Origin of the sequence: Hahella sp. NBU794, from assembly GCF_050749805.1 — a bacterium.
In the GTDB taxonomy this organism is placed as follows: Bacteria; Pseudomonadota; Gammaproteobacteria; order Pseudomonadales; family Oleiphilaceae; genus Hahella.
Map to the genome: position 1 here is coordinate 2,251,173 of NZ_CP192738.1, position 13,711 is coordinate 2,264,883.

The following is a 13,711-nucleotide window of genomic DNA, read 5'->3' on the forward strand; positions in this document are numbered from 1 at the left end:
TGCCTCCACTTTTTTAAGTTGCGTATCAGAATCGAGGATTATCATGCAAGTTTCGCTAGAGTCGACCTCTTCTATCGAGCGTCGAATGACAATTGGTGTGCCGGCAACTCAAGTTAACTCGGAAGTAGAGAAGCGTTTGCAGAAAACTGCTCGTACTGTCCGCATGAATGGTTTCCGTCCCGGCAAGGTACCGATGAGCGTGGTCAAAAAGCGCTATGGAGAGGGCGTGCGCCAGGAAGTTATCGGCGAAATGATGCGCGACGCTTATGTTGAGGCGCTTCAGAAAGAAGACCTGAACCCCGCTGGCTACCCCAAATTTGAACCCAAGAAAATCGAAGACGGCGAAGACTTGGAGTTTATCGCTACATTCGAAATCTATCCTGAAGTAGCTATTGGCGACCTTTCCTCTATCAGTGTTGAAAAAGAAGACTTTGAAATTGTAGATGCCGATGTTGATACCATGATCGACAAGCTGCGTCAGCAATCTTCTGTATGGAAAGATAGCGAAGATGCGGCTGCTGACGGCGACCGTCTGACCATCGACTTCAAAGGCATGATTGATGGTGAAGCATTTGAAGGCGGTTCCGCAGAAAATGCACAGATCGTTATCGGCTCCAAGCGCATGATTCCAGGCTTTGAAGACGGTTTGGTGGGCTTAAAGGCTGGCGATGAAAAAACGCTGGATCTGACTTTTCCTGAAGATTATCACGCTGAAAACCTGAAGGGTAAACCTGCTCAGTTTGAAGTGAAAGTGAGCAAGGTTGAGCGTTCTGAGCTGCCTGAAATCAATGATGAATTCTTTGCGCAGTACGGAGTGCAGGAAGGCGGAGAAGAGGCTTTCAAAGTTGAAATTCGCAAGAATATGGAGCGTGAAGCAAAATTTGCAATCGCAAATAAAGTGAAGCAGCAAGTGGTTGATCAGTTGCTAGGCTTGAGCGAATTTGATGTACCTTCTGCTCTGGTTGACTCTGAAGTTAACAGAATGCGCGAAGATGCTGCCCAGCGTTTCGGCGGCGGTCAAATGAAGGCTTCGCAATTGCCTGCGGAACTGTTTAAGGATCAAGCGGTCAAACGTGTTAAGACCGGCTTGATTTTCGCTCAAGTGGTTAAAGATAACGGCCTTGAGGCGTCTGAAGAGCAGATCGAAGCGAAAATTCGTGAGCTGGCGTCTAGCTATCAAGAGCCTGAGCAAGTGGTTAGCTGGTATATGAGCAACCCAGAGCAGAAGGCTCAAATGCAGTCTGTAGTTCTGGAGGATGTAGTGGTTGACTTCGTGGCTGATAAAGCGAAGATCGAGACTAAGTCCGTATCATATGAGGACGCGGTCAAGCCGAGAACAGCTCCTGCTGCGGAAGCTGATCAGGCGGAAGAAGCTGAGCAAAGCGCGGAATAAAAAACGCGGTCTTGCGCTAAAAAAGCCAGCAAATTAAGCTAGAATGACAAACAGCCGGTAACGTCCGGCTGTTTGTCTTTTATAGATAGCAATGGAGTTCTGATAAAAATGGCTCGCGACGACAACGCAACGATGATGAATAAATTAGAAATAGCCAATGCTCTGGTGCCCATGGTGGTTGAGCAAACCGCGCGTGGCGAAAGATCCTACGATATATACTCAAGGCTGTTGAAAGAGCGGATCATTTTTCTGGTCGGCCAGGTTGAAGACCATATGGCTAATCTGGTGGTGGCGCAGTTGTTGTTCCTGGAGTCAGAGAACCCGGACAAAGATATTCATCTCTACATCAATTCTCCTGGTGGCTCCGTGACCGCGGGGCTGTCAATTTACGACACCATGCAATTTATCAAACCTGACGTCTCTACAATGTGTATCGGGCAGGCGGCAAGTATGGGTGCGTTACTATTAAGCGGCGGCGCTGCTGGAAAGCGCTACTGTCTGCCACACTCTCGCGTGATGATTCACCAGCCATTGTTGGGCGGTCTGCAGGGGCAGGCTTCCGATATAGAGATACATGCGAAGGAAATCCTGTTGTTGCGCGAGAAGCTGAACAACATTCTCTCTAAGCACACAGGGCAAGACATTGAGACCATCGCTCGCGATACCGACCGCGATAAATTTATGGACGCTGAGATGGCTAAAAATTATGGCTTGATAGACTCTGTGCTTGATAAACGGGTAGTTGGTTAGCATACTTGGTGTATGGTAAATACGTAAGACTAACTAAACCCGTCTTGCATATATTGAATTAATTTAGGGGTAGTTTGATGGCTGATGAAAGAAGCGGAAAGGGCGAAGACAGCGGCAAGTTGCTGTATTGCTCCTTTTGCGGGAAAAGCCAACATGAGGTTCGCAAGCTGATCGCCGGTCCGTCTGTATTTATTTGCGATGAGTGCGTTGATCTGTGCAACGACATTATCCGCGAAGAGATTCAGGAAGCGACCACCAGTGACAGCAGCGACAGGTTGCCCACACCTCACGAAATCAAGGAAACGTTGGATGACTATGTAATCGGTCAGACCCGAGCCAAACTTGCGTTGGCTGTTGCGGTTTACAACCATTACAAGCGTCTGCGTTACGAAGACAAAAAAGGTGAAGTCGAACTAGGCAAGAGTAATATTTTGCTGATTGGACCCACCGGTAGCGGTAAGACTTTGCTGGCTGAAACGCTGGCGAGATTGCTGAACGTACCGTTCACCATTGCCGACGCTACCACATTGACGGAAGCCGGCTATGTCGGCGAAGACGTTGAGAATATCATTCAGAAGCTGTTGCAGAAGTGTGACTATGACGTCGAGAAGGCGCAGAAGGGTATCGTATATATTGACGAGATCGATAAGATTTCACGTAAATCCGATAATCCTTCTATAACGCGCGATGTATCTGGCGAAGGTGTTCAGCAGGCGCTGTTGAAGCTGATTGAAGGCACTGTCGCCTCTGTGCCGCCTCAGGGTGGGCGTAAGCATCCGCAGCAAGAATTTCTGCAAGTTGATACTTCGAATATTCTGTTTATATGCGGTGGCGCATTCGCTGGTCTGGAAAAGATTATTCGAGATCGCGCAGAGAAGGGCAGCATCGGCTTCTCGGCGGTAGTGAAGAGCCAGATTAGCTCTAAATCTGTTGGCGAGACGTTAAAAGACGTAGAGACCGAGGACTTGATCAAATTTGGTTTGATTCCCGAGTTTGTTGGTCGTTTGCCTGTCATCGCTACCTTGGATGAGCTGGATGAAGCGGCGTTGATTCAGATTCTGACTCAACCGCGTAACGCCTTGACCAAGCAATATTCTAAGCTGTTTGAAATGGAAAGCGTTGAAGTGGACTTCCGTGAAGACGCCTTGCACTCTATCGCCAAGAAAGCCATGGAGCGTAAAACCGGCGCGAGAGGGCTACGCTCTATACTTGAGCAAGTTCTCCTGAAGACCATGTATGACATTCCTTCAGAGCAGGATGTTTGCAAGGTTGTCATCGACGAGGGCGTTATCGCCGGCGAGTCCGAACCAATCAAAATCTACAAAAACAGCGAACAGGCTAAATTGGCTGCTGACGAGTAGCATCTATCGCGGTAATGGTTAAATTACCGCCTGTTTTTGAAGGTTTTTGTAAAAAAAGGGGCTTTAAGCCCCTTTTTTCTAAAATATTCCTATCTTGTAATCATCCTACATTTGTATTTTGCGGCCATTGTCCCCATCATCTATATCAAGTGAAAGATAGTGACCAGCATACGGCGCGAGTAAGAAGCGCCATCAAGTTCTGAGGTGTTATATGGTTGAGGGTTCATCACCTATCGTAATCCCTTTACTGCCATTGCGTGATGTAGTTGTTTTCCCGCACATGGTGATCCCTTTGTTTGTCGGCAGAGCCAAATCTATTAAAGCTCTCGAAGAAGCAACGGAAGGCAATAAGGAAATCCTGCTGGTAGCTCAGCGTGACCCTGCGGACGAAGATCCCGGGCAGTCTGAAATATATGGCATTGGTACCGTATCAACGATCCTGCAGATGCTCAAACTGCCTGACGGCACTGTAAAAGTGCTGGTTGAAGGCAACTATCGCGCCCATATTGATCGCGTAGAAAACGACGATTATCTCAGTGCGAAAGTCAGTGAATTGCCTGAGCCAATTCTTTCTGAGCGTTCCGCCGATGTCCTTACTCGTTCTTTACTTTCTCAGTTCGAGCAATATGTGAAGCTGAGTAAGAAAATTCCAAATGAACTATCTGACTCATTGAGCAATATTGCTGAGCCCGGACGTTTGGCCGATACCATCGCGGCGCATTTGGAGCTTAAGCTTGAGTCCAAGCAAGAGTTGCTGGAAGTTGTGGATGTTAAGGCGCGAGTTGAAGCGCTGATGCAGCGACTAGAGAATGAGATTGACATTCTGCAAGTGGAGCAGCGTATTCGCGGCCGCGTTAAGAAGCAGATGGAAAAGAGCCAGCGCGAGTATTACCTCAACGAACAGATGAAAGCCATTCAAAAGGAAATGGGAGATCTGGGTGATGGCGGTAATGAGCTGGAGCAGCTTGAAAAACGCATCCTCTCGGCAGGCATGCCGGAAGAGGCGCGCAAGAAGGCGGAATCAGAGTTAAGCAAGCTCAAAATGATGTCGCCAATGTCGGCTGAAGCGACCGTTGTGCGTAGTTATATCGATTGGATGGTGAATATTCCATGGAAAAAGCGCAGTCGCGTTAAACATGACTTGGATGCGGCGCGTAAGATCCTGAATGAAGATCATTACGGTCTGGAAGAGGTTAAAGAGCGTATTCTTGAGTATTTGGCGGTACAAAGCCGGGTCAAGAAAATGAAGGGGCCTGTGCTTTGCTTGGTTGGTCCTCCAGGTGTTGGTAAGACTTCACTAGGGCAGTCGGTTGCAAAGGCCACCAACCGTAAGTATGTTCGTATGGCTCTCGGTGGCGTACGTGACGAAGCTGAAATTCGCGGTCACCGTCGGACTTATATCGGCTCTTTGCCTGGGAAGCTGCTGCAGAAGCTGGCGAAAGTCAACGTGAAGAATCCTTTGTTCCTGTTCGATGAGATCGACAAAATGGGCATGGATCATCGCGGTGACCCTGCGTCTGCTTTGCTGGAGGTGTTGGACCCGGAGCAGAACCACACGTTCAATGACCACTATCTGGAAGTGGATTACGACCTGTCTGAGGTTATGTTCGTTTGTACTTCCAATACAATGAATATTCCGCCAGCTTTGTTGGATCGTATGGAAATTATTCGGATTCCAGGATATACGGAAGACGAAAAGGTGAATATTGCTCAGAAGTACTTGTTGCCCAAGCAAATGGTGAACAACGGTTTGCAGGAAGGCGAGATGGAAACGGATGAGCAGGCTATCCGTACGGTCATTCGATACTATACAAAAGAGGCCGGCGTACGTGGCCTTGAGCGTGAGATCGCAAAGATCTGCCGCAAAGTGGTAAAAGAAAATGTATTGCTGAAAGGCAAGAAGGGCGAAGCTCGCCGCGTTACTGAAGAGAATCTTGAAGATTATCTGGGAGTGCGCAAATTTAACTACGGCAAAGCGTCGTCCCAAGATCGAGTTGGGCAGGTTACTGGTTTGGCCTGGACCCAGGTTGGCGGTGAACTGCTGACAATTGAATGCACCTCGGTGCCTGGTAAGGGCAAAGTGGTGAAAACAGGCTCGCTTGGCGATGTCATGCAGGAGTCTATTCAGGCGGCTTTGACGGTGGTGAGAGGGCGTTCTCACGTGCTGGGCATAGCTCCTGATTTCCACGAGAAGAATGATATTCACGTACACGTTCCCGAAGGCGCAACGCCGAAGGATGGCCCTAGCGCAGGGATTGGAATGTGCACCGCGTTAGTATCGAGTTTGACCAACGCGCCGGTTAAGGCTAACGTGGCGATGACAGGAGAGATTACCCTTCGTGGTGAAGTCCTGGCTATCGGCGGGCTTAAGGAAAAGTTGTTGGCCGCGCACCGTGGCGGTATTAAAACGGTGGTGATACCACAGGAAAATGTTCGTGACTTAAAGGAGATTCCGGATAACATCAAAAATGAATTGGAAATTATTCCAGTTACATGGATAGATGAAGTTTGGAATATTGCACTGGGGGATGACTTTGCAAATAGGTTATCTAGTGCTGAAGGGGGCGTATCGGAAAAAGATAAAAGCTCCATTAATAAAGGTGATGAAACTTCTGATGGGGCGGACCGTATAAATACGCACTAGTGGAAGAAGCTGCTTGACACGCTTTTATCCGTGTTGGTATAAATGATCGCGTTGTCAGGCAGCGTCCCACAAGGGCTGCCGGCCAATTAAAAGAAGAAAAAGGATGTACTCACGCTCTAAAGTTTTAAGTGTGTTGTATACCTGAATTCCTTCATCACCAGTCAATTAATCAATTCAAAAAGATCTAAGGGGTTTAGTGTGAATAAGTCAGAATTGATTGATGCTGTTGCTGCATCTGCAGACATCTCAAAAGCGGCTGCTGGTCGTGCTCTTGATGCTGTCGTTGAGTCAGTTACTGAAGCATTAAAAAAGGGTGAGCAGGTTACTTTGATCGGTTTTGGTACGTTCTCTGTTAAAGAGCGCGCTGCACGCACTGGTCGCAACCCGCAAACTGGCGCTACGATTAAAATCGACGCCGCCAAAGTTCCCAGCTTTAAAGCCGGTAAAGCTCTGAAAGACGCAGTCAACTAGCATCTTGTGTCCCTAGTAAAATAGGGACGCAATGCAATCGAAGGAGCGGTAGTTCAGTCGGTTAGAATACCGGCCTGTCACGCCGGGGGTCGCGGGTTCGAGTCCCGTCCGCTCCGCCAAGATCCAAGGCGCCTAAGAGCGCCTTTTTTCATTAGAACAGTACAACCAGATTTGGAAGTTAGAATTCTAAGAGGGGCGCATGCTTCAAAATATTCGGGATAACGCCCAGGGCGTGATCGCCAAGGTAATTGTCGGCCTAATCGTAATGACGTTTGCCTTCTTCGGCATCGAGTCTATCGTTGGAGGGCTCAGCGGCGAGCCCGAAGTTGCGTCAGTCAATGGCGAACCTATCACTAAGTCTCAGTTCGAGCGCAAGTTCGAGAGAAACCGCCTTCAGGCTATCGCCAGCATGGGAGAGAATTACGATCCCAGCAAAATCGATGAAAACAAACTGCGTAAAACCACCCTTGATGAATTTATTACTCGCGAAGTTCAGCTCCAGGCTGCGCGGGAGGCTGGTTTCGCTGTTTCTGATGCAACCATCAACAACTTTATCACTCAGTGGCCAATGGCCCAGAAAGACGGTAAATACGACAACAACCAGTTTATGGAAGCGCTGCGCAGGATTGGCATGCGTCCTATGGAGTTCCGTAAAGAGTTATCGGATGAGTTGCTGGTAGGACAGTTGCAGTCCGGGATTGCTCAAACTTCTTTTGTTATCGGGGAAGAGCTGAATGAGCTGCTGAGAATGGAACGTCAGACTCGCAGTTTTAGCTACTATCGCCTTAATGCTGAAGACGTTGCGAAAGATATTGAGATTAGCGACGCGGAAGCTGAGGAATACTACAACTCGAATAAAGACGAATTTATCCTGCCTGAGCGCATCATCGTCAATTACATTGAGTTGACCCGAGATGTCTTGGTGAGTCGTGCAGAAGTCAGCGACGACGAAATCAGCAAGCGTTATGAGGAAGAAAAGAAAGAGTTTCATCCATCTGAACAACGCCGTGCTTCCCATATCCTGATTGAAACCTCTGATGACGTGTCTGATGAGCAGGCGTTGGCTAAAGCTCAAGAAGTTGAGCAGAAGCTAAAAGACGGTGGCGATTTCGCTGCGCTGGCGAAAGAGTTTTCAAGCGATCTAGGCTCAGCTAACGACGGCGGTGACCTGGGTTATGCTCAGAAAGGCGCTTTTGTTAAGCCTTTCGAAGAAAAACTGTTCTCCATGAATGTGGGCGATGTTTCCGAACCGGTTAAGACCGAATACGGTTACCACATCATCAAATTGAATGACGTTAAAGCGGTTGAAATGCCAAGTCTGGAAGAATCCAAAGACCGCATAGTCAAAGAGTTGCAGGAGCAGAAGGCGGATAGTCTGTTCGTTGAAATCAACGCCAAGCTGAAAGACATCACTTATACCGCGGATGATCTGGCTGGACCAGCTGAGGAGCTTGGTTTGGCGGTACAAACGTCTGAGCCCTTCTCCAGAGAAGGCGGGCAAGGTATTTTTAGTGGTCCTCAGGTAATCCAGGAGGCTTTCTCCGCGGACGTAATCGAAGACGGCCACAACAGTCAGGTTATCGATCTGGGCAAGGAAGGAAGCCTGGTGTTGAGGAAGAAAGAGCTGTTGCCAAGCGTGCCTCAACAGTTTGCTGAAGTGAAAGAAGCGATTAAGCAGAAGCTGGCTGTACAAAAAGCGAAAGACTCTCTGGCTGCGAAGTCGGAAGAAATGGTTGCTCAGCTGAAGAGTGGCGATCTGGCTCCGGTTTCTAAAGGCGCAGATGGCGAGCAGACGGGTTGGGTGGAGCTGAATGACGCTCGCCGTTCTCAGGCTGGCGCTGCGGATATTTCCCGCTTGGCCTTTAAGCTGCCTAAGCCGGCTGAAGGTAAGCCCGTTATAGAGAAGTTTGAGACAAACTTTGGTTATGCGGTCATCGTTCTGAATGAAGTGAAGGACAATACAGAAGACCTGAGCGAAGCGGAGCAAAAGACCTATAGAACCTTTATGGCGAGCCGTAACGGTCAGCGTGAATACAACGACTACAATGAGAAAGTTCAAGACACGGCGGAAATTGAGCGCCTGTAAGCTCTCGATTTAAGCTAAAAAAAGACGGCCATGCGCCGTCTTTTTTATTGTCCAGAAGAAACGTCCACTCTAAAAACGAAGAGCTTGTAATAGGCGTTTTCTATGGGGTAGCGGCAGGTGGGATGGCGCCGCTATGAACCCTCTGCTAAACCTTGCTCCCTCTGGCGCTTGACGCATAAGGGATTTTACCGATCTTGCGCTCCCGTCTAACTGAGAATTGTGTACTGGTTATCTTTACCAGAAAGGCAATTGCGGTATCTTTACTTTACAAACAGTTACGTTGTAAACCCGTAATTTCGCAGAATAAAAACGAGTGGAAATGAATGCTTCTAGTGCTCGCCGGTTCGGTGCTCGCTTTCAATATCGCCAATGAGGCGGCTATTGTTGAGCCGCAGCCTAAAGGGGTTGTGGTGTATCAACAGGCAATCAGCACTGCGGGCAATGACGTAGCATTTTTGCGTTACGACACGATGGTCGAACCAGCGAAAGAGCAAAAGTTTCGCAATATCACCAAGCAAGCCTATGACTACAGCTGCGGTTCCGCCGCACTGACTACTGTGTTGGAACATTATCTGGGGCGTACTTTTGAAGAGCGTCAGATCATGGAGGGGCTGCTTCATTATGGCGACGCGGCGCGTATTGTTGAACGCCGTGGCTTTTCCATGCTCGACTTCAAACGACTGGTGACGGCGCTGGGGTATCCCTCCGGTGGTTTCAAAGCAGAAATTGAAGACTTGGCTGAGCTGGATCACCCCGCTATCGTGCCGATCCGCTATGGCGGCTTCAAACATTTCATTGTCGTTCGCGCAGTTCGCGATAATCGCGTTTTTGTGGCGGACCCCTCGTTAGGCAACATCACTTTTACGGTAGAGCTGTTCAAAGAGCATTGGGATCAGAATGTTCTCTTTATCGTCTTTCCCGGCAATACCAAGCCTGTGGACGGACTGGAATTAAGAGAAGAGGACATGCGCTATGTGGATGAGCAGACCTTCACCTTAAATGCATACCGGGAATTTCCTCAGTTTCATGAGGCGACGGAGTTTCGCATACGTAACGAACTGGAAAGACTTAAAAACAACGAAGACGGTTCAGTTAACAACACCAACAAGTATTTGCATTACAAACGCAATTAAAAAGTCCTGAAAACGTAACCGTCTGGAAAAGCTAATAAATACAATAACATTAAGGGAAAGCTAATGAAGCATTGGGTAGTATCCTGTGTTTACTGTGCGCTTACTTTTACGGCTGCTTCGCCTGTCTTAGCCGATGAGGGGCAAAACAGCGTGGACAAGGCGAGAGAGGCGTTGACCAAACAGGAGGACGATGCCGATTCCGCTAAACAACTGGAGGAAGTGTTCCAGGCGGCGGAGAAAAACTACTCCTTGTTGAAGAAGAGCAAGATGTCATTGACCTATGCCTTTGACTACAGCTACTTCGGCGACCAGCGCCTGGACATCGACATTGTCAACGGTTCATTCCGGAATTTTGACGTCACGCCTGCGGCGCAACATACCTTCACCAACACTTTCACCTTTGACTATGGCGTACTGGATAACCTGACCCTGTCCACACGCGTTCCGCTGTCCACCAAGTACGATACTGAGACAGAGCTGAACAACTCTGATGTGGGAGACGTTTCACTGACCGCCCGCTGGCAGCCTTTCGCTTATGTCCCAGGGAAACCGTCCTACACCCTGTTCAGTACTTTCAAGTCTAAAACAGGGGTCAGTCCATATGAGATTGACGTCAAGAGGCAGCTGTCTTCCGGGAGCGGTTACTACTCCTTTTCCGTTGGTGGCAGCTTTTCTAAAGTGCTTGATCCCGTCGTCATATTCAGCTCCGTCAGTTATACCTTTCCTCTGAAAGAGACGGATCTGAACCAGGTGCGCGGGGGACAGAGACTGGTCTCTGTAGAACCCGCCAACTCCCTGTCGTTATCGGCGGGCTTTTCCTATGCGCTGTCATATGACGTATCGCTCAGTGTTTCATCTCAGCTGAGCTATTCGGATGAAACTGTTCTGACTTTCAATACTGGCAACAAAGCAGTCGCTCAGGATCAGGTCAGCAGCTTGATGAGTTTTGCTATGGGCATTCGCGTCAGTGAAACCAAAATCATTAACACCTCCGTGGGGTTCGGTCTCACGGAGGATTCGCCTGATGTAACTATCGGGGTGTCTATCCCCATCAATATCGCAGGACTTAAAGAGCAATAAGCGGGAACAACAATCAGGCAGAGTTGTAAGATGAGCTTAAATATTAATAAGAATACAAAGCTCCTGGCTACGGCGGGACTATGCGCAGCCTGCTGGAGTGGAATCGCTTCCGCCCAGCTGGCGACGAATCTGATGGTGGACCCCTATGCATTGTCGCTGGGTAACGCCGTGACGGCTGCGCCTCCTGGCGTGGCTTCCATTCACTATAATCCCGCTGGCCTGACCAAGCTGAAGGGACGTCAGCTGGCGGTGACGCTGATGGGGGTGCACGCCAATATACAGTCTGACTTCTACGCCCCTGAAGGTTATAACGTGTTCGGTATCGATGGGGTGGAAAACGACCCTATATTCGATGGCGATACGGTGGCTAGAAGTCGCACGAATACCATCGCCTTGTACGTGCCAGGCTTCGGTATCCAGCGTCTGCCGAAAGGTCCGCCGGCGCTGGCGCCTTCTGTAGGATTCAGTTTGAACCCGCCGGGCTCCAAGTTCACGTTTGCGAACCTGACTTACGGCCCGGAAATTCTGGGTTACTACCGGAAAAAAGACGATCCCGCCAGATATCTGGGTAAGGCGCTGTCATTGCAGCGTTTTACGTACCTATCGCCCTCATTTGGCTATGAAATCAACGATGAGTGGTCGGTAGGGTTTGGCGTCAGCATGTCGTCACAATCATTGGCGCTGGATACCTATACCCGTGCGCCCAACTTGATGATCGGTGTGTTGGAGGTTCTGCAGGACGCCTTCAATTGTGAGACCGGAGAAGAACCGCTGGCGCCTTTTCTCGGCCTGTGCGGTGGTAATGTGGGCCCCTGGGACGACATTGGGGGAATGAGCATTCAGGTGCAGGAGACTTTGTCCCCGAAATATCACGTCGGCGTGCTCTGGGAGCCGACGGACTGGTTCGCATGGGGGGCCAGTTATCAGAGCGAGTCCGACATGAAGTTGAAAGGGACTTATGAGCTTGCGTACACCGATGACTGGTCCGGCTTCTGGCGTTCCTTCAACGGCTCGATCGTCGGCGCTATCACCGCCGGGATATTCTCATTGCCATCCGGGACTCCCCGAGAAGCGGGGCAGCTATCCATTGACCTGACTCACCCTCAGCACTTTCAAACCGGCGTGAGTGTGAAGCTGAATCATCAGTTTACCGTGAATGTGGATGTGGGATGGACGGATTATAGTTCCTGGGACGCCTTCCTGCTTAAGTTTGATCGCAACCTGGAATTCTTGGGAGCTGCGCGTCTGCTGTCGCCTAACGCAACGGCGAACACCATGCGCTTGCCATTGGAGTATCAAGATGTCTGGAATGTAGGTGTTGGCGTTGAACAGCACCTTTCCAATCGTCTGGACCTTCGTTTCGGGGTGGAGATGCGTAACTCGCCGATCCCTCATAATCGCCGCGATATTCTGGCTCCTCTGAATGACACGGTGCTGTACAGCGTTGGCATGGGTTATAAGTGGGATAGAGACACGACGGTAGACTTCAACCTCAGCTACATGCGCAGTTGGCAGTATATTCCCGCCGGCTCCAGTTTAAACCTGAACGACGACGGCATTCAGAATATTGTCTACAACCCCTATGCCGGCGTGGATGTGGAGACCAATCTGAAACTGATCATGGCGGGTATGACCTTCCGGACGGCGTTTTGAGCATGAAGACGAGTGCATTACTTCTCTCATTGATGCTATTCAGCAGCGGCGCGGCGCTGGCGGACAGGTATTACACTTGGGTGGATGAAAACGGTCAGGTGCGCCATACGCTGATTCGCGATGGACAACCAGCGCCTTCGCCACAGGCGCCACAACAAACACAGCCTGAAGCGCCTCAGCCGACAGCCGAGCAAAGTCCGGCTTCTGCTGAGGCGGCAGTTCCTCCCGTTGAGCCGGAAATTAACGCGGAGGCGACGACTCCCAACCAGACACTGGAAGTCCCTGCTACGAATGATGCTCAGGAAGTATCTAAAGGGGAGCGGTCCCAGTCTGCGCCGCCAGTGAGCCAGTCTAAATCAAGCCATCGCGAAATTATCGACGAGTCTACCTATATCGATGCGGCGGAGCTGGAAAAACGCGGCTTTGTGCGCGATGGCGATAGCCGTTTTTACACCTGGGTCGACACTAACGGGGTCATGCACACAGAAGAATATAATCCCGCCGACGCCAAGTCCAAGGCGCACATACAGCCTCTGCAACCTGCTCAGGTTGTGGCGGATGAACAACGAATCGAAAAGGCCCGTCTCCCCGAAGGCGCGGACCCCATTGCCGCTGATTTGCTTGGCCTGAACGCGCCGGGCGCGAAGCAGGAAATCGACCTCATTTACGATCGCTGCTGTGAAAACCTGGTGAATGACGAGCGGGTTGAACTTGAGTTTGATGATGGGGAGCTGTTGGAAATTCGCAAGAACGAGCAGGGCTACAACTTCGGCGTAGGCTACAGCTTGTATCGCGTTGTGGAGATCCCTGAAGGTAGCGCCAATCGATTGTTGCAGTTGCGCGCATATGCGCAACCTGACGCGTTTTACCCATCAGTGTTGGTATTGGATAGCGATTGGAAACCGGTGCGCTTCCTGCAGGATTTGCTCTATATCTACGAGCCGGAAAACTGGTTCCGTTATGGCTATCTGGAAGGTTTTCTCAGGGTAAAAACGAAGGATGAGAAGTATCTCGTCTTGTTGACGACAGGGGCGGACCTCAAAAAACGCACTGTAGCGGAAGGTGTGGCTGACAAACCGGTTGTTATCAGCCACTCCGCCAGCGGCATACTGCATCTGGCGATTTTGCCCCCTGAGTAGG

The 13,711-nt window shown here is 49.9% G+C and carries 10 protein-coding genes and 1 tRNA gene; all 11 read left to right on the top strand.

The genetic code is table 11. The annotated features are described in order from the left end of the window. Positions 1-43 precede the first annotated feature (43 nt). The 11 genes from tig (at position 44) to ACQYWX_RS10180 (ending at position 13,710) form a co-directional block, all read left to right on the top strand. Positions 44-1,393 carry a trigger factor gene (gene tig, locus ACQYWX_RS10130; RefSeq protein ID WP_216739031.1) on the top strand — a complete coding sequence of 450 codons (1,350 nt, stop codon included), beginning with the start codon at positions 44-46 and terminating at the stop codon, positions 1,391-1,393. Positions 1,394-1,501: 108 nt separating this feature from the next. Next, positions 1,502-2,143 carry an ATP-dependent Clp endopeptidase proteolytic subunit ClpP gene (gene clpP / locus ACQYWX_RS10135; protein ID WP_011396058.1) on the top strand — a complete coding sequence of 214 codons (642 nt, stop codon included), beginning with the start codon at positions 1,502-1,504 and terminating at the stop codon, positions 2,141-2,143. A 77-nt stretch (positions 2,144-2,220) separates the two neighbouring features. Further along, positions 2,221-3,504 (top strand): ATP-dependent Clp protease ATP-binding subunit ClpX, encoded by a 1,284-nt coding sequence (gene clpX, locus ACQYWX_RS10140; RefSeq protein WP_127969652.1) that lies wholly within the window; start codon positions 2,221-2,223, stop codon positions 3,502-3,504. Between the two features lie 211 nt (positions 3,505-3,715). Further along, on the top strand, positions 3,716-6,148 hold the full coding sequence (gene lon, locus ACQYWX_RS10145) for an endopeptidase La (RefSeq protein WP_127969653.1): 2,433 nt from the start codon (positions 3,716-3,718) through the stop codon (positions 6,146-6,148). 198 nt (positions 6,149-6,346) lie between these two features. Next, the gene (hupB, locus tag ACQYWX_RS10150; protein ID WP_011396062.1) at positions 6,347-6,619 is read left to right on the top strand and encodes a nucleoid-associated protein HU-beta; all 273 of its coding nucleotides are present in this window, start codon (positions 6,347-6,349) and stop codon (positions 6,617-6,619) included. Positions 6,620-6,661: 42 nt separating this feature from the next. Then, a tRNA-Asp gene (locus tag ACQYWX_RS10155) sits at positions 6,662-6,738 on the top strand. An 80-nt stretch (positions 6,739-6,818) separates the two neighbouring features. Further along, entirely contained in the window at positions 6,819-8,705 is a 1,887-nt protein-coding gene (locus tag ACQYWX_RS10160; RefSeq protein ID WP_431688673.1) for a SurA N-terminal domain-containing protein, read from the top strand. A 323-nt stretch (positions 8,706-9,028) separates the two neighbouring features. Further along, positions 9,029-9,838 (top strand): C39 family peptidase, encoded by an 810-nt coding sequence (locus tag ACQYWX_RS10165; protein ID WP_011396064.1) that lies wholly within the window; start codon positions 9,029-9,031, stop codon positions 9,836-9,838. Between the two features lie 63 nt (positions 9,839-9,901). Then, positions 9,902-10,918 carry a transporter gene (locus tag ACQYWX_RS10170; RefSeq protein ID WP_431688674.1) on the top strand — a complete coding sequence of 339 codons (1,017 nt, stop codon included), beginning with the start codon at positions 9,902-9,904 and terminating at the stop codon, positions 10,916-10,918. Positions 10,919-10,948: 30 nt separating this feature from the next. Continuing rightward, positions 10,949-12,571, top strand: a complete 1,623-nt coding sequence (locus ACQYWX_RS10175; protein WP_127969656.1) for an OmpP1/FadL family transporter — start codon at positions 10,949-10,951, stop codon at positions 12,569-12,571. Between the two features lie 2 nt (positions 12,572-12,573). Then, entirely contained in the window at positions 12,574-13,710 is a 1,137-nt protein-coding gene (locus ACQYWX_RS10180) for a MalM family protein (protein WP_431688675.1), read from the top strand. Position 13,711: the final 1 nt, after the last annotated feature.

What these genes read in the sequence shown, in the direction of transcription:
- tig (WP_216739031.1), top strand. Translation starts at nt 44, where the DNA reads ATGCAAGTTTCGCTAGAGTCGACCTCTTCTATCGAGCGTCGAATGACA.
- clpP (WP_011396058.1), top strand. Translation starts at nt 1,502, where the DNA reads ATGGCTCGCGACGACAACGCAACGATGATGAATAAATTAGAAATAGCC.
- clpX (WP_127969652.1), top strand. Translation starts at nt 2,221, where the DNA reads ATGGCTGATGAAAGAAGCGGAAAGGGCGAAGACAGCGGCAAGTTGCTG.
- lon (WP_127969653.1), top strand. Translation starts at nt 3,716, where the DNA reads ATGGTTGAGGGTTCATCACCTATCGTAATCCCTTTACTGCCATTGCGT.
- ACQYWX_RS10160 (WP_431688673.1), top strand. Translation starts at nt 6,819, where the DNA reads ATGCTTCAAAATATTCGGGATAACGCCCAGGGCGTGATCGCCAAGGTA.
- ACQYWX_RS10165 (WP_011396064.1), top strand. Translation starts at nt 9,029, where the DNA reads ATGCTTCTAGTGCTCGCCGGTTCGGTGCTCGCTTTCAATATCGCCAAT.
- ACQYWX_RS10170 (WP_431688674.1), top strand. Translation starts at nt 9,902, where the DNA reads ATGAAGCATTGGGTAGTATCCTGTGTTTACTGTGCGCTTACTTTTACG.
- ACQYWX_RS10175 (WP_127969656.1), top strand. Translation starts at nt 10,949, where the DNA reads ATGAGCTTAAATATTAATAAGAATACAAAGCTCCTGGCTACGGCGGGA.
- ACQYWX_RS10180 (WP_431688675.1), top strand. Translation starts at nt 12,574, where the DNA reads ATGAAGACGAGTGCATTACTTCTCTCATTGATGCTATTCAGCAGCGGC.